Below are 15,558 nucleotides of genomic sequence, written 5' to 3' on the forward strand. Positions count from 1 at the left end.
AAATTATGAATTGGAAAAAGTTTAAATTCCTGGTTAGTTTGTATTGGGTCCGGGTGCTGGTGATCGGGGCGTGTATAGCGTTGCTGGTGTCCTTGACAGTCATTATCATCAACGGCTTAAAGGCCTGGAATGCGTCTGAATCTTATCTGCGGCAGTCGCAATTGGCCTCTGTGCCTTTACAGATGTTCACCTGGGGGATAATGGGGATCATCCAGGCGACCATATATGTTTTCATGATGTACTGGCTTTTTTATAAAAGAGGATCCAGTTCTTTTACCCAGACCAATAAAAAAGCCATTGCGGGAGAAGAGCTGAAAGTCACCTGGAATGACGTTATCGGGATGGATGAGGCAAAGCAGGAGGCTTTGGAAATCGTCAAATTGATCACCGACCGGGCGGAACTGCAGCGCATCGGCGGAAAGATATTAAGAGGAATACTGATGATGGGCCCTCCGGGCTGCGGCAAGACTTATTTAGCCAAAGCCATTGCCACCGAGGCTAAGCTTCCGTTCATTTCCATGTCCGGTTCGGAATTCGTGGAGATGTTCGTCGGCGTGGGGGCGGGCAGGATCCGCAGCCTCTTTAAAAGGGCCAGGCAGTTCGCGGAGTTGAAAGGCGGCTGCATAATCTTTATCGATGAAATAGACGCAGTCGGCGCGCAAAGATCGGTTGATCGCGGTTTCGGCGGCCAGACCGAGGCGAATACCACGGTAAATCAGCTATTGGTCGAAATGGACGGGTTAAAGGAAAAAGACACGAATATCGTGATCATCGGCGCCACTAATGCCCCGGAGCGTTTTCTGGACGCGGCGCTTTTGCGCCCGGGCAGGTTCGACCGGAAGATACACGTGGATAAGCCCAATCTTGAAGACCGGCAGAAGCTTTTTGAATATTACCTTAAGACCGTTAAATACGACCAGGCAAACGTCAAGGTGGACCGGCTGTCCAGGATCACCGTTGGCCAGAGCCCTGCGGATATCGCCAATATCGTCCGGGAAGCGGCGCTTATTACCATACGTACCAGAAAATCCCTGATAACTATGCAGGAAATAGACGAGGCCAGGGAGAGGATCGCCTTAGGTATTAAACGCAGGATAAAATTAAGGGATGAAGAAAAATTGCAGGCGGCTTATCATGAAGCAGGGCATGCCATTGTCACCTATTTAATGGTGCCTACCCAGGACGTGTTCAAGATCACTATTACCCCCCGAGGGCACACCGGCGGAGTGACCTGGATACCGCAGAGGGAAGAGATATTCATCCGCGACCAAAAGCAGCTTTTAAACACGATAAAGATATGCCTGGGCTCGTACGCCGCGGAAAAGCTGGAGTTGGGGATCACTACCGCCGGGGTAAGCGGAGACTTCAGCGAGGCGTTGTTAATCGCCCATAATATGGCCTGGAGTTGGGGCATGGGCAAATCCGGTCTGCTGGGTAATTTTGAAGCGCTGGATTCGCACGCGCATATGTCGGACGGTACAAAAATGAGATTGGATGCCGATGTGCAGGAGATACTCCAGTCCTGCCTGAAGGAAGTAGAGGAATTGTTAAAAAAAGAAGAGCCATTACTTAAGCGGCTGGCCGAAGAATTGATCGCCAAAGAAGAACTGAACTATGACGAGATCGAAGGTATTTTTAAGGAATTCGGCAAAGCTAGGCCTTAATATATGCGTCTTTATATTCGCCTGCCTGGGTTGTTCGGCATCTCTCGTTCCCACCTATTCCAAATCCGAAGTTGAAAAAGCTATCACCGGTATATTGAGCGTCGAGTATAAAGATGACGCCGTGGCGAAGCTCGCCGGTTCCACGCTGTGGGTATATCTCCCGATGGAAGATATATTCGAAAAAGCCGAAAAGCCGGAAAAAAACCTGGAGAAATTCATCATTGAAAAGAACACCGCCCGGTTCCTCGGCGACCAGGTGCACTGCGTCTATCGGATAAAAGCCATCCCGGAAAGGCAGACAAGCCAGGAATATGTCTTCAGCAAGAAGGCTCGGGAAAAGATGAGCAACGCTATCCAGGTATTGCGCCGGGTTATCTTAAGCATCGACCGCGGCGAGCGCAATGAGATAAAATTCTTCATCCTGGCCGCCTCAGACATAAATAACGGGATGGAGCTCACAGAGACAATATACGCCCCGGACCTGCTAAAGGTCAGTTATGGGGCGATCTCTCCGGGGGAATACCAGCACAGAATAAGCATTAACTACGGGGTTAACCCCGGGGCGGTAGGCGATAAGGATGGCAGGCACTTGGAATATAAGGACCTGACTTTAAGGGAGTTTATTTCACGCCAGATAATCCAGCGGATCGCCTTGAAATTCCAAAAACCCGAGGTGGAGCAGAGCGCGGATGTGGATAAGGAGGTCGCCAGGATCATCGGCGATACATTGAGGATCTACCGGGTAAGGAATGTTTCCCGCGCATGGCTGGATAATCTGTTCACCAAAAGCAGGGTTGAATTGACGCATTCCCAGATCTACAATAAGAGGGATTGATCAGAGGATTTTTACTTTCCTGCCGTTGACCTTTAATCTCCGCGACAAGAATAATTTTATCGCCTGAGGATAAAGTTTGTGCTCGGCCCGGTGTATCCTGGCTTCCAGGTTTTTCAGGGTGTCTTGTCTGTTTATCCCCACCGCGGATTGCAGGATGATCGGGCCATGGTCCGTTTCTTCATCGACGAAATGCACGGTCACGCCGGTGAATCTTACCCCGTAGTCAAAAGCGTCTTTTATCCCGTGTTCCCCCTTAAACGCGGGAAGCAGAGAGGGATGGATATTGATTATCCGGTTGGGGTAAGCGCGGATAAAAGACGGCGATAATATGCGCATGAACCCTGCCAGGACTATCAGGTCTATTTTGGAGTTTTTGAGATGTTTTATGATCCCGGCTTCAAACGCCTCTTTTGAGGGGAAATCCTTTCTTGGGGCCAACAGGATATTTATTCCCGCTTTCTTCGCTTTCCCCAATACCGGGGCTTTTGGGGTATCGCATACAAGCAGTTTAAGCGAAGATCCCTTAAGAACGCCTTTTTTGACCGCCTGGGCTATCGCCGAAAAATTACTTCCTTTTCCTGAAGCGAATACCGCGATATTCTTTTTCATTTGGAAACCGCCTGTGTTATAAATCGTTTATTTTACGATCGTGATCGTTTTTGCCGGGCATACCTTTACGCACTCCCCGCACGAGGTGCATTTATTATGGTCTATTACCGCCAGGTAATCTATTACGTGGATCGCGTCGTATTTACAGGCCTTTTCGCATATCTTGCAGGCGATGCATCCTACCGGGCAGACTGTTTTAGTATCTTTCCCCGGTTCATGCAAAGAACAGGCCGCAATGACTTTATTGTTAATGGGTACCAGGCTGAACAGTTTTTTAGGGCATACCTGCGCGCATTTATTGCAGGCCTTGCATTTTTGGATATCCACTACCGGAAGCCCTTCTTCCGACATCGTAATCGCTGAGAAAGGGCAGGCTTTGGCGCAGGTCCCGAATCCCAAACATCCCTCAAGACATTGTTTCTGGCCGCCTAAGTGCAGTTTAGCGGATAAACAGTCTTTTACCCCTTTATAGATGAATCTGTCTTTTACTTTTTTCCCGCCGTTGCAGCGCAGTCGGGCCACTTTCTTGATCTTTTTCTCGAGCTTTTGCCCCAGCAATACCGCGATAGCCTCTTTAACCTTGTCATCCGCCACCTTGCATCCGTCAGCCAGGACTTTTTCTTCAAGTAAAGCCTCGGCAAAACCGGCGCATCCTGCCTGGCCGCAGGCGCCGCAGTTCACGCCCGGCAATATCCCCTGGATCTTTTCCAAGCGGGGGTCGACCTTGACCTCGAATTTTTTCGAGGCAAAAGCCAGGCCTATGCCGAATAAAAGGCCCAGTAGTCCCAGAGACATTACAGGTAATAGTATATCCATAATTAGAATTTAAACCCGTTGAATCCCATAAAGCTTAAGCTCATGATCCCGGCGATGATAAAACCAAGCGGAAAATCCTTCAAGGCCTTGGGGACGTCGCAAAGTTCCAGCCTTTCCCTGATCCCGGACATTAGAAGCATGGCCAAGGTGAAGCCCAGGCCTGCGCAGACCGCTTGAAAAACAGAATAAAGGAAGCTTGCTGGGACAGCTTTGCCTTGAGCAAAGAACATATCCGAATTCAAAACAGCCACGCCCAGTACCGCGCAATTTACCGTGATCAACGGAAGGTATATCCCGAAAAAGCGGTAAAGCGCCGGAGCGAATTTCCTTATCATCATTTCCACCAATTGAACGAACGCGGCAATTACCAGGATGAAAGAGATCGTCCGCAGATAGGTGATGTTGAAAGGTATAAGAAGAAAACGGTAAATGAACCAGGTGATGATCGAAGACATCGTGATAACGAACATTACCGCGAAACTCATTGCCAGCGCCGGTTTGGTTTGTTTGGAGATAGCGATAAAAGAGCACAAGCCCAGGAACCGCGAAAGGATCACATTGTTGATGAATACCGCGGAGATAAATATGGTCAGGAATACGGCTATACTCATTTATCCCTTCTTTTTATGACATTGAACAATCCCAAAAGCAATCCGATCACCAGAAGCGCGCCTGACGGCATCGCAATGACAGCCGCCGGTTCAAATCCCTTGACAATATTCAGGCCGAAGATCTTGCCGGCTCCCGCTAATTCCCGGATCCCGGAGATAAGCAAAAGAGCCAGGGTAAAGCCTATGCCCATTCCGATGCCGTCGAACAGGGAATGCCAGATATTGTTCTTGGAGGCGAATGCCTCTGCCCGCCCGAGGACCATGCAATTGACCACTATCAAGGGCACGTATATCCCCAGCGCCCGGTTCAGGGCCGGGCTGTAAGCCTTCATCAGCAGTTCGGTAATGGTGACGAAGGTGGCTATCACCACTATGAAACAGGGTATGCGGATCTTATTCGGGACGAAACCCTTGATCATCGATATGATGATATTGGAAAATACCAGGACAAAGGTCGCGGCGGCCCCCATCCCCAGGCCGTTGATCATGGATATGGAAACCGCCAGGGTAGGACAGAGGCCCAGCGCCAGGACAAAGGTGGGGTTTTCTTTGATTATGCCTTTAACGCATTCTTGGAAGATATTTTTCACTTTACTCCGTAGACCCTGTTCTTGGTGAAACGGTCGATCAATGGCGCGGCGGCGTTCATCATCAGTATGGCGTAAGAAACGCCTTCAGGGTATCCGCCCCAGACCCGGATGACCGCGGTCAGCAGGCCGCAACCGACGCCGAAAATAATATGGCCTTTGCGCGTCAAAGGCGATGTGACATAATCCGTGGCCATGAAAAAAGCACCCAGGACCAGCCCTCCGGAGAGGATATGAAAAACCCAGTCCCCGGTGAATAGGTTTTTCCCGGCGAATAAATAGGTGAATATGCCGGTAGTGGCGATAAAACTTAAAGGTATATGCCAGGAGATATAGCCTCTTAAGAGAAGAAAGGCTGCGCCTAAGATGAGCGCCAGTATGCTTACTTCTCCTATACAGCCGCTGTGATTGCCCAGAAAAAGGTTGAAATAATTGATATGCTCGATGGCTTTGCCTTCTTTAAGCAGGGCCAGAGGGGTAGCCTGGGTCACAGTGTCATAGGTTAAAGGCTGAATGAACGTGGTCATATATTTTGGCCAGGAGGCCAGCAGGAATACCCTGCCAACCAGAGCCGGGTTGAAGATATTCTGTCCCAGTCCTCCAAAAACCATTTTTCCTAAAGCGATGGCTACGAAAGAGCCGACTATCGGTATCCAGAAAGGAACGCTCGGGCCGAGGTTATAGGCTAAAAGCAGCCCGGTCAGGAACGCGCTGCCGTCTAAAACAGAGACTTTGCGTTTGGTGATCAGCTGAATGCCGGTTTCGGTGATCAGCGCGGAGGCTATAGCCAGAAGGATAATCCAGAGCGCCTGGTTGCCGAAAATCCATATGCCTGAAAGCCCTGCCGGGGCCAGGCTTAGGGCCACCAGCCACATTATCCGGCTCGTTGATTCCCGGGTGTGCATATGCGGAGAGCCGCTGACTATAAGCTTAGTTCCCATTTAACAGCCTTTTTATCTCCTGGGTTTTTTCTTTTACGGAATCGATCACTGCCTGTGAAGAAATAGTGGCTCCGGTTATCGCCTGGATCCCGGAAAGGCCGCGTATATCCTTGCCGGAGAACTGTTCGCCAAACCAGGGTTTTTCGGCGGTGTCCTGTTTTTTGCCTTTAATGAAATCAAATATGGTGGTGTCGTCTTTTATTTCAGTTATGCGCGAGCCCAAGCCCGGGGTTTCATTCTGGGCCAATACTTTTATGGCGTTTATCGTGCCGTCTTTTTTCATTCCGACCATAGTCTCGATCACGCTGGAATAGCCTTTGCCCGAGGCTTTGAAGGCGGCGCCGATAACCCCGCCTGTTCCGTTCAAAGCGCGGTAATAAATGATCCCGTTATTTTGCCTCACCGGCTCAAAGCTGGCTGCTTCCGGCAGCACTTCTTTTAAACTTTTTTCTGTTTCCCGGTTAAGCTGAATGGTGATCTGGGGCAGGGTCAGCCGGTTAACTATTGCCAATAGGCCGGTGGCTACCAGGCAGATAAGTCCCAGGATCAATCCGTAACGCAGCAGTGCCCTCATCTTGATAATTCCATTTTCGCTAATTTCACCGTTTGGGTTAGCCTGCGGTTAGACGGGCAGATAAAGTTGCATAAGCCGCATTCAATACAATCCAAAACCCCGTATCCTTTTGCTTCTTGCCACAGCCCTTTTGCCGCGGACAGGTTGATCAGGCAGGGCATAAGTCCCATCGGACAGTTCCGGACGCAGGCTGCGCAGCGGATACAAGGCTGCTCTTCCAGCATTTTAGCTTCTTGGGCGTCAAGCAGGATAACGCCGGTGGTGGATTTTATTACCGGGACCTGGTCGGTGTACTGGGCTATGCCCATCATCGGCCCGCCTATTATCATTTTTGCCGGTTCGGTTCTCAGCGGACCGCAGAATGCGATCAATTCCTTTACAGGCGTGCCGATCCGGGCAAGTATATTTTTGGGGTTTTCGAGAAGGCTGCCGGTCACGGTCACTACCCGTTCGTAAAGCGGCTTGGACCTGTAAACACTTTCGTAAACGGCAAAGACCGTGGATACATTCTGCACGTTCACGCCCAGGTCAAAGGGGAGTTTGCCGGGAGGCAGCTCTTTGTTCAATATCTGTTTTATCAGTTGTTTTTCCCCGCCCTGCGGGTAAAGTGATCTCAATACCCTCAATTGATAAGGGGTGGCTTTGAGTTCTTTCTCCAGTATCTTTATCGCGGATTCTTTATTGTCTTCTATGGCGACGTAAATCTTGCCGCAGTTAAGGCAGTTTTTTATCAGGGTTATGCCGTTTATTATCTCCTGAGTTTTTTCAAGCACTAATTGTGAGTCGCCGGTCAGGTATGGTTCGCATTCGGCGATATTGATGATCAGCGAATCTATTGGTTTGGGCGGATTAAGCTTGATGTGAGTGGGAAAAGCCGCTCCGCCCATGCCGACTATGCCGGCGCTGAAAACAGCTCCACGGATTTGCTCGGGGGTCGACCTTTCGGCTTCTTCTTTAGTTTTGTCTGCCTGGGCGCTGAAGGGCAGGTCCTTGCCGTCGTTCTCGATGATTATCGTCCGGCACATCCCGCGGCTGGGGTGCGGCCAGTTTCGGATGGCGGTTACTTTGCCGGATATCGAGCTGTGGACAGGGGAATAAACCTTGGCTTCGGACTGCGCGATAAGCTGTCCGCGCAAAACAGCATCCCCGGGTTTTACCAGGATATTGTCGCAAGGGGCTCCGATATGCTGGCTTATGGGTATATACGCGTTCGCGGGTAATGGCGCGTTCTCTATCGGTTTGTCCTGGGTGTGGAATTTATTCTCTTCTAATCTAACCATGATATTTTATGATGGACGATCAGGTTGATGATTCCCAATAGCGCGATTATGCAGCCTACTGCCACAAGGATATAGGTATGGGATAATTTGTCCGCCAGCTTGCTGCTGATGAACATGAATGTGAGGAATCCCAGATGCATTACGATTTCCAGAGAGCTGAAAACTTTGCCCATCATATGATTCGCGCTCACATTGTGAACTATAGTGTTGGAGGCGATCATAATCGGCGAAATAGACATGCCTAGGCACAGAGATAATACGGCCGCGACTATGAAAACAGGATAGCGGGATATGCCTAAAGCGAAGGCAACAAGCATTATACCGCTTAAGATCAATGATGTAAAGATGGTTTTGTAGTGTGAGAGTTTGTGCCCGCAGTGGCCGTATATCAGCGAGCCGGTGAACAGGCCCAGGCCCAAGAACATGATCAATAACCCCAGGTCTTTAGTGGCGGAATGCAGGGTTTTTTGGATGAAAACTATCGCGACTACGTATACCGAGCCCAGCGCCGCGAAAAGGGCGAACATCACCCCTGCGGTGAAGCGTATCTCTTTGTTTTTCCAGACATAAAAAATGCTTTCTTTTATGTCGCTGCCGATGGTTTTTTTGATCGCGCCGACTATTTCCTGGCTGGTCTTTTTTATATCAATCCGGGCAAAGCGGTTCTTTTTACTGATAAAGAAGAGCAATCCCGCGGATACGATAAAGCTTAAGCCGTCAAGGTAGAATCCGGCTTTGGCGCCTAATTTTTCAACGATCAGGCCGCTTATTCCGAAACCCAATACCGCGGCGATCATCCCTGTAGTATTGACCAGGGAGTTGGCGGCTACAAGGTCTTCTGCCGCTACCAGTTCCGGGACTATCGCCAGTTTTGCCGGGATAAAAAAGCGACCTAATGAGAAGACAACAAAAATAACAATGTATATACCGATGAACTTATTATAAAGGAACAGGAGTGGGATGGTCAGGACCAGGCATGCCCTTAATGAATCGCAAATGAACATAGTTTTTCGCCGGTCCCAGCGGTCAACATAGGCCCCGGCGATCGGGCCGATCAAAAATACCGGGATCAGGGTAAATGAGAGTATTTTGGCGATCTGCCAGGTTGATCCGGGGACCAGGCCTATCAGGGCCATCTGGCTGAGGCGGTCTCCTAATTGGGAGATGATCTGGCTTAGCCAGAGCAGGGAGAAGTCGCGATTACGTAAAACCTTGGTAAACCTGGACATTGGTTTTAATTAGAATACGGTTTTTTATTAATAAAATACGATGGTTTTCCGCAGCAAGCCATTTTGGGGCCTGCGGAAGGATATATGGCGAAATACAAGCCGGCGGAGGGAATCGAACCCACGACCCACGATTTACGAAACCGTTGCTCTACCAACTGAGCTACGCCGGCATAAATTTTAAAATAAAACTTTTCTAATCATTATATCAACTTTTAAGCAATAGTCAAATTATACCGGTTCAAAACATAAACATTCCGGTATCTTTAATTATTAAAAATACTTGACTTATGTATAGCTACGTAGTATAAATAAAAAAACACCTGAAGATTTTTTCTTAATGCCGAGAAAGGTTGCGTAAATGCCGCACGCGAATTTCCAGAATGACGATCTCTCCGAGAAAGAACGACGCAATATAGACATACTTGAACTCCTGCGAAAACGCGGCCCGATAAGCCGTCCCGATATCTCCAAAGAAATAGGGATCAATGTGGTCACTATCTCGAATTACATCGACGATTTCATAAAGCATAATCTGGTTTATGAAAAGGAGCTTGATGTTTCCGAGGGCGGCAGGAGGCCTGTGCTTTTGGATTTGAATTCCCAGGGCGGTTATATAGTCGGTGTGGGGCTGAACCTGATGAATATGGTGGGGCTGCTGGTGGATTTAAAAGGCAATATCATCACTAAGACGCAGATCGCCCGGCCGCAGAAACTGTCGGTAAAGGATATCACCGAATGCCTCCTGGAGATCATCCGCGAGATATTCCGCAGGTCTAAGGATTACTCCGCTAACATAAAGGGCATCGGCGTAGGCATAGCCGGCCTGGTCAGCAAGCAGGATGGTTCTATACACTGGCCGCAAAAAATGGACCATTACTATACTTACGCCTCGGTAGACCTGCCGCTCAAGAACCTCATCGAACGCGAATTCAATTTGCCTACCTTGATTGAGAATGACGCTACCAGCGCCTGTTTCGGTGAATATTGGCTGGGCCTGGAGACCGGTATAAAAAACATGATCTATATGTTTTCCGGCGTAGGCTGCGGCTTGTTGATGAACGGCCAGATATACCGGGGGACCCAGGGGTACGCCGGAGAGGTCGCGGTTTATAATTACAAAGAACAGGACCTCTTCAATTGCCAGGCGGGAAATGATTGTTTTCTAAAGCGCTGGGAAATGGACCTGGGAATAGTAGAAGACGTCAAAGCCGCGCTGGCTAAAGACCCGGAAGCCGCTTCCCGTTTTTTTAAATTGACTTCCGCTAATATCGATAATATAGACCTGAAAAGCGTTTTTATCGGCGCCCGGACCAATGATCCGATCATCCTCGCGGCTTTAGAGAAAGCAGCTAAGCGCCTGGGAATAAAGATAGCTTCCCTGGTTAATTTCCTGAACCCCGAAATGGTGGTTCTTGGGGGCGGGCTGGAAGAAGCGGGGGACGCTTTCTTGAATAAAGTTTCCTCGACTGTAAGGGAGTGGGCTTTCAGGGAAGTCACTTCGGACCTTAAGATCGTTTACTCGCAGCTGCGCGAAAACGCCGTTTCGTTGGGCGCTGCGAGTTTAGTGATGCAGCGGCTTTTCGCCCAGGTATGGTAAAAAGGAGTTATTGATGACAGATAGGAAAGTAATAGTCATTATCGGCCTCTTAATTATAATCGCGGTGATCGCGATGTTCGCTTACGGTAAGGTCAATCAGGTGAGCGTGCTGCAGAGCGATAAGGCCGGCCTGGAAGAGGAAAAAAAGACCCTGGGCGTGAAACTGGAAAGCCTTACCCAGGAGAACCGGGCCTTTAAAGATAAGATCATTTCTTTCAACGAGCGCCTGGAAAAACTGGGCACGGAAAAAGGCGAGATACATAAAAGATTTGAATTGGCGGTAAAAGAGAAAGAAGAGCTGAAGAATGAGATACGGAAACTGAATAGGGATATCGCCGCGGAGAAAGAAAGATCGGCGATAATCAAATCCGCTCCCCGCAGCTCGGATGCGGCTTCTGAAAAGGGGCCGGGCGAATTGGAGGGCGATACCTACTGGGCGGGGATATTGAAGAATAAGGCTGAATTGGAATTAGAGATAGAGACCCTGCGTGACGATCTGGATGCCTTAAAAGAAACTAACGCGAAATTAACGCGGGCTAAGAATGATCTTATCCTGGAGTTGAAGAGCCAAAACCGCGGCACACTCGATTCCGAGCGCCAGCTTATGTATAATAATAAGGTAATAGACAGCCTGACCCAGGAGCTTTTCCGCGAGAAATCCGATAAATTGATCATTCAGGCTAACCTTAATTCGCTGGAAGCGGATAACGCTTTGCTGAAAGACCAGTTGAATGGCCTGGATGCACGTAAAGCCGAACTGGAAAATAAATTCGCGGAATTGCAGGCAAAAAATAAGCTTATGGAGAATGATCTTACCCGGATGGAGGTGTTCATCCGCCAGAAGGTAATGCAGATGGATAATCTTAAAGAGGAATTGGGCAATTTGCATCAGCCGAAGATTGTTCCGTTTGTAAGCCCGGAACCGGCACGGGCAGTTTCATCGCAAAAAGCGGCCGCGGAATCGAGGAAAGAGGCTGTGCAGCTTCAGCCTATAGTAGTGCGCCCCCAGGACGCGGGTAAAGGCAGATCAGCGCCGGTTGCGGTCCAGGCCAATAAGGCCGAGGTATTGGCGGTAAACCCGGAAAACAACTTTGTGATCATTAATACCGGTGAGGCCGCCGGGGTAAAGGTAGGGGATAGATTCCGTGTTCATAATAAGAAAAGGCAAACTATAAGCGATATTGAGGTCATCCAGGTCCGTAAGAATATCGCGGCCTGCGATATAAAGAACCAGAATTATACTATTGAAGTAGGCGACGAGGTCAAATAGCTTTATAGGCCGGCAGTCGACCTGTTATCCGGAATAATAAATAGTGCGCACAAAGAAAACATCCTCTAAAACTATTTCCATCAAGGACGTTGCCAGGCTGGCTAAGGTTTCTATCAGCACTGTTTCCCGGGTCATAAATAAGAGCCCTTCGGTCAAGGCAGCCAGTAAGGCCCGGGTCATCCAAGTGGTAAAAGATCTGCATTTCCAGCCCTCTGTTTCCGCACAGCGCCTGGCTACCGGTAAAAGCAACGTGGTCGCTCTGGTCATTCCCCGGTACGAAGGCATATTTTATTCTTTCTACGCGCTGGAATTGATCCGGGGCATAGGCACATTGGCCTCGGCATTGAAGCTGGACCTGCTTCTGCATCTTACTGAAAGCAATTCAACGCTGAACCTTAAAGGCGTCGGCGGAGTGATCTTTGCGGATATTATCGCCAACCGCCTGCAGTTGGAGGATGCTTTGAGTTGCGGCATCCCCGCGGTATTGATCAATAATTACGCCGAAGACCTGAACGTCACCTGCCTGGCTATCGATAATAAGAAAGGCGCGGAGGAAGCGGTGAATTACCTTATCGGGCTCGGCCATAAAAAGATCGCCCATATTACCGGCGATATCGTTACCCAGGCCGCCAGCCATCGTTTGCTCGGATATAAGGCGGCGATGGATGAGAACAAGATCGCCTTCAGGCCGGATTATGTGATCAATACGGATTATTCCCGCGGCCAGGCCAGGGGCGCCGCTGAAAAACTGCTTGATCTGCCGGATCGGCCTACCGCCGTATTTGTGGCTTCCGACTCTATGGCGCTGGAGGTTATTGCGGTGGCCAGGGAGCGCGGGATCCGGATCCCCCAGGATCTGTCGGTGGTCGGTTTTGACGATAACCCTTCCGGGCTTTACGGCCCGGTGGCGTTGACCACGGTAAGGCAGCCTTTGGTAAAAATGGCGCAGGATTCGGTAAAAGAATTGAATATCCTGATGGCGGACAAGAACGCCGGCAAGAAAACTCAGGCTAAAAAGATCTTCCTCCCCGCTGAATTAGTGATCAGGGAGTCTTGCCAGCAGATATAGCCAGTCGCAGTTCGATCTTTCGTAATGGCCGGAAGGAATAAAATACAACAAGTTGTATTGTTGTAGATTAAAAATACAATATGTTGTATTTTTTTATTGACATGTTATTTTGGCGGTGATATACTCACAAGATGTCAGCGGTATTTTTGTCAGATCAGGTTCAACGGTTTTATTATAGGAGGAGAAAATGTCGTTAGCGCTTTCCCAGAATGCCCTCAGGGTGCTGGAGAGAAGGTACCTTAAGAGGGACAAGTCCGGCAAGGTCATTGAGACCCCGGAGGAGATGTTTCACCGGGTCGCCAGGGCTATCGCCGAAGCCGAGCTGAAGTATAACAAAACGGAAAAAGATGTGGCCCGGATGGAAGATGAATTTTACCGGGTGATGACCTCGTTGGAATTTGTCCCTAATTCCCCCTGCCTGATGAACGCCGGACGGGACCTGGGGCAGTTAAGCGCCTGTTTTACCCTGCCGATAGAAGATTCCATGGATTCGATATTCGAAACGCTAAAAGCGACCGCGATGATCCATAAGTCGGGTGGCGGCACCGGTTTTTCTTTCTCACGCCTGCGTTCCAAGAATTCCGTGGTCAAGACCACCGGCGGCGTAGCTTCCGGCCCGGTTTCTTTTATGCGGGTCTATGACGCGGCCACAGAGGCGGTAAAACAGGGCGGGACCCGGCGCGGCGCGAATATGGGCATCCTGGGAGTGGATCATCCCGACATCCTGGAATTCATCACCTGCAAGGAAAACAACAAGGAGATAGTCAATTTCAATATCTCGGTAGCTATTACCGACGAATTTATGGAGAAATTGAAGACCGGCCAGAAGTATAATCTTATAGACCCTCATACCAAGCAGGTCTATAAGGAGATCAATCCCAAAGAGGTGTTCGACCTGGTGGTGAAACAGGCGCACAAGAACGGCGAGCCGGGGATTATTTACATTGACAAAATAAACATCGAAAATCCTACTCCGCACTTAGGCAAGATGGAGAGCACTAATCCGTGCGGGGAGCAGCCGCTTCTGCCTTATGAAAGCTGCGACCTGGGCTCGATAAACCTGGCGGTGTTATATAAACAGTCGGGTTCCCGCTGTGTAGTCGATTGGGACGAGATCAAAAAAGTGGTCAGGTTGGGCGTGCATTTTCTGGATAATCTGATCGACGTTAATAAGTTCCCTTTGCCGGAGATTGAGAAAGCGACTACCTCTACCCGCAAGATCGGGCTGGGCGTGATGGGTTGGGCAAGCCTCCTGATAAAACTGGGCATACCTTATAACAGCCAGGAAGCGGTGGATCTGGCGGAAAAGGTAATGTCGTTCATATTAGACGAAGGCTTGAAGAAATCGCAGGAGCTGGCGAGGGAAAAAGGGACTTTTCCGACTTACAAGGGTTCGACCTGGGATAAGAAGAATATCCTTATGCGCAACGCCACCCTGACTACGATAGCCCCTACCGGCACGATCAGCATTATCGCCGGTCCGTGTTCTTCGGGCATAGAGCCGTTATTCGCGATAGTATATTACCGCAATGTAATGGATAACGATAAGTTGGTGGAAGTTGACCCGTTGTTCGAGAAGATCGCCAAGGAGCGCGGATTCTACAGCCGGGAATTAATGGAGAAGATCGCCGAAAGCAGTTCATTGAAGGATATCGAGGGTATTCCGGAGGACGTAAAGAGGATTTTTGTCACTGCCCATGATATCTCTCCGGAGTGGCACGTGAAGATGCAGGCGGCTTTCCAGAAATACGTGCACAACGCGGTTTCCAAGACGATAAACTTTCCGCATGAGGCTATTTCCGAAGATGTGCGCAAGGCGTACCTCCTGGCGTATGAGTTGGGGTGCAAAGGCATAACGGTTTACCGCGACCGCAGCCGCGAAGAGCAGGTGTTGAATATAAACCATAAGACAGAGGCTCCGCAGTCGCAGGAGTCGAAAAGCGAACCGGGAAAGATCACGCCCAGGCCAAGGCCTGAGGTTATCTTTGGGACCACTACCAAGGTCTCGACCGGCTGCGGCAACCTTTACGTCACTATTAATATCGACGAAGAAGGCAAGCCTTTTGAACTTTTTACCCAGATGGGAAAGGCCGGCGGATGCGCCGGCAGCCAGCTTGAGGCATTGGGCCGCATGGTATCTCTGGGCTTCCGCGCGGGGGTGGAAGTTAAATCTATTATGGAGCAACTGCGCAATATACGCTGCCCTTCCCCTTCCTGGGAAAAAGGCCAGAGGATATTCTCTTGCGCTGACGCGATCGCCCGGGTCATAGAAAAAAGGCTTGTAAGTACCCAGGCGCATAAGTCCGCGCTGGAGACAGCTCCGATAGCCATGAAACATTCTCATCATGACGACAACGGGCTGGAAGATAACGCTCAGGGAGAGATCGTGGGGATGTGCCCTGACTGCGGCGGCACGCTGCGGCATGAAGAAGGCTGTATAAAATGCCATAGCTGCGGTTTTTCCAAGTGCTAAACT

14 protein-coding genes and 1 tRNA gene are annotated in these 15,558 nt (G+C 49.7%); 6 read left to right on the forward strand and 9 right to left on the reverse strand.

What is annotated here, in order from left to right:
* Nucleotides 1-5 precede the first annotated feature (5 nt).
* Both M0R35_01115 and M0R35_01120 read left to right on the forward strand, forming a co-directional pair.
* Nucleotides 6-1,664, forward strand: coding sequence for an AAA family ATPase (locus M0R35_01115; GenBank protein MCK9594261.1), 1,659 nt, complete (start codon nt 6-8; stop codon nt 1,662-1,664).
* Complete coding sequence (locus tag M0R35_01120; protein MCK9594262.1) at nt 1,615-2,499, forward strand: hypothetical protein; 885 nt, start codon at nt 1,615-1,617, stop codon at nt 2,497-2,499. The genes M0R35_01115 and M0R35_01120 overlap by 50 nt, the downstream gene beginning before the upstream one ends.
* Here the strand turns inward: M0R35_01120 and purN are convergent, their stop codons facing one another.
* The 9 genes from purN to M0R35_01165 form a co-directional block, all read right to left on the reverse strand.
* A complete protein-coding gene (gene purN / locus M0R35_01125) occupies nt 2,500-3,108 on the reverse strand; it encodes a phosphoribosylglycinamide formyltransferase (protein MCK9594263.1) in 609 nt (202 codons plus the stop codon).
* 27 nt (nt 3,109-3,135) lie between these two features.
* Nucleotides 3,136-3,924 (reverse strand): RnfABCDGE type electron transport complex subunit B, encoded by a 789-nt coding sequence (locus tag M0R35_01130; protein MCK9594264.1) that lies wholly within the window; start codon nt 3,922-3,924, stop codon nt 3,136-3,138.
* 2 nt (nt 3,925-3,926) lie between these two features.
* Nucleotides 3,927-4,535, reverse strand: coding sequence for an RnfABCDGE type electron transport complex subunit A (locus M0R35_01135; protein MCK9594265.1), 609 nt, complete (start codon nt 4,533-4,535; stop codon nt 3,927-3,929).
* Complete coding sequence (locus M0R35_01140) at nt 4,532-5,125, reverse strand: electron transport complex subunit E (GenBank protein MCK9594266.1); 594 nt, start codon at nt 5,123-5,125, stop codon at nt 4,532-4,534. Before M0R35_01140 ends, M0R35_01135 begins: the two co-directional genes overlap by 4 nt.
* Complete coding sequence (locus tag M0R35_01145) at nt 5,122-6,063, reverse strand: RnfABCDGE type electron transport complex subunit D (GenBank protein ID MCK9594267.1); 942 nt, start codon at nt 6,061-6,063, stop codon at nt 5,122-5,124. The genes M0R35_01140 and M0R35_01145 overlap by 4 nt, the downstream gene beginning before the upstream one ends.
* Complete coding sequence (locus tag M0R35_01150) at nt 6,053-6,637, reverse strand: RnfABCDGE type electron transport complex subunit G (protein MCK9594268.1); 585 nt, start codon at nt 6,635-6,637, stop codon at nt 6,053-6,055. Before M0R35_01150 ends, M0R35_01145 begins: the two co-directional genes overlap by 11 nt.
* A complete protein-coding gene (gene rsxC, locus M0R35_01155; protein MCK9594269.1) occupies nt 6,634-7,917 on the reverse strand; it encodes an electron transport complex subunit RsxC in 1,284 nt (427 codons plus the stop codon). The genes M0R35_01150 and rsxC overlap by 4 nt, the downstream gene beginning before the upstream one ends.
* Nucleotides 7,905-9,146, reverse strand: coding sequence for an MFS transporter (locus M0R35_01160; GenBank protein MCK9594270.1), 1,242 nt, complete (start codon nt 9,144-9,146; stop codon nt 7,905-7,907). The genes rsxC and M0R35_01160 overlap by 13 nt, the downstream gene beginning before the upstream one ends.
* Before the next feature lie 97 nt (nt 9,147-9,243).
* Nucleotides 9,244-9,316: transfer RNA gene (locus tag M0R35_01165), tRNA-Thr, on the reverse strand.
* A 188-nt stretch (nt 9,317-9,504) separates the two neighbouring features.
* Between M0R35_01165 and M0R35_01170 the strand changes: the two genes are divergently transcribed.
* The 4 genes from M0R35_01170 to M0R35_01185 all read left to right on the forward strand — a co-directional run bounded on the left by M0R35_01170 (nt 9,505) and on the right by M0R35_01185 (nt 15,555).
* Complete coding sequence (locus M0R35_01170; GenBank protein MCK9594271.1) at nt 9,505-10,743, forward strand: ROK family protein; 1,239 nt, start codon at nt 9,505-9,507, stop codon at nt 10,741-10,743.
* A gap of 13 nt (nt 10,744-10,756) precedes the next feature.
* A complete protein-coding gene (locus M0R35_01175; GenBank protein ID MCK9594272.1) occupies nt 10,757-12,013 on the forward strand; it encodes a hypothetical protein in 1,257 nt (418 codons plus the stop codon).
* 43 nt (nt 12,014-12,056) lie between these two features.
* Nucleotides 12,057-13,082 carry a LacI family transcriptional regulator gene (locus tag M0R35_01180; GenBank protein MCK9594273.1) on the forward strand — a complete coding sequence of 342 codons (1,026 nt, stop codon included), beginning with the start codon at nt 12,057-12,059 and terminating at the stop codon, nt 13,080-13,082.
* 187 nt (nt 13,083-13,269) lie between these two features.
* Nucleotides 13,270-15,555 carry a vitamin B12-dependent ribonucleotide reductase gene (locus M0R35_01185; GenBank protein MCK9594274.1) on the forward strand — a complete coding sequence of 762 codons (2,286 nt, stop codon included), beginning with the start codon at nt 13,270-13,272 and terminating at the stop codon, nt 15,553-15,555.
* The last annotated feature ends 3 nt before the right edge of the window (nt 15,556-15,558 follow it).

Source organism: Candidatus Omnitrophota bacterium (assembly GCA_023227985.1).
GTDB lineage: Bacteria > Omnitrophota > Gorgyraeia > Gygaellales > Profunditerraquicolaceae > JALOCB01.

Excerpts from the sequence above, each read along its gene's own strand:
- M0R35_01115 (MCK9594261.1), top strand. The coding sequence starts at position 6 with ATGAATTGGAAAAAGTTTAAATTCCTGGTTAGTTTGTATTGGGTCCGG.
- M0R35_01120 (MCK9594262.1), top strand. The coding sequence starts at position 1,615 with ATGACGAGATCGAAGGTATTTTTAAGGAATTCGGCAAAGCTAGGCCTT.
- purN (MCK9594263.1), bottom strand. The coding sequence starts at position 3,108 with ATGAAAAAGAATATCGCGGTATTCGCTTCAGGAAAAGGAAGTAATTTT.
- M0R35_01130 (MCK9594264.1), bottom strand. The coding sequence starts at position 3,924 with ATGGATATACTATTACCTGTAATGTCTCTGGGACTACTGGGCCTTTTA.
- M0R35_01135 (MCK9594265.1), bottom strand. The coding sequence starts at position 4,535 with ATGAGTATAGCCGTATTCCTGACCATATTTATCTCCGCGGTATTCATC.
- M0R35_01145 (MCK9594267.1), bottom strand. The coding sequence starts at position 6,063 with ATGGGAACTAAGCTTATAGTCAGCGGCTCTCCGCATATGCACACCCGG.
- M0R35_01150 (MCK9594268.1), bottom strand. The coding sequence starts at position 6,637 with ATGAGGGCACTGCTGCGTTACGGATTGATCCTGGGACTTATCTGCCTG.
- rsxC (MCK9594269.1), bottom strand. The coding sequence starts at position 7,917 with ATGGTTAGATTAGAAGAGAATAAATTCCACACCCAGGACAAACCGATA.
- M0R35_01160 (MCK9594270.1), bottom strand. The coding sequence starts at position 9,146 with ATGTCCAGGTTTACCAAGGTTTTACGTAATCGCGACTTCTCCCTGCTC.
- M0R35_01170 (MCK9594271.1), top strand. The coding sequence starts at position 9,505 with ATGCCGCACGCGAATTTCCAGAATGACGATCTCTCCGAGAAAGAACGA.
- M0R35_01175 (MCK9594272.1), top strand. The coding sequence starts at position 10,757 with ATGACAGATAGGAAAGTAATAGTCATTATCGGCCTCTTAATTATAATC.
- M0R35_01185 (MCK9594274.1), top strand. The coding sequence starts at position 13,270 with ATGTCGTTAGCGCTTTCCCAGAATGCCCTCAGGGTGCTGGAGAGAAGG.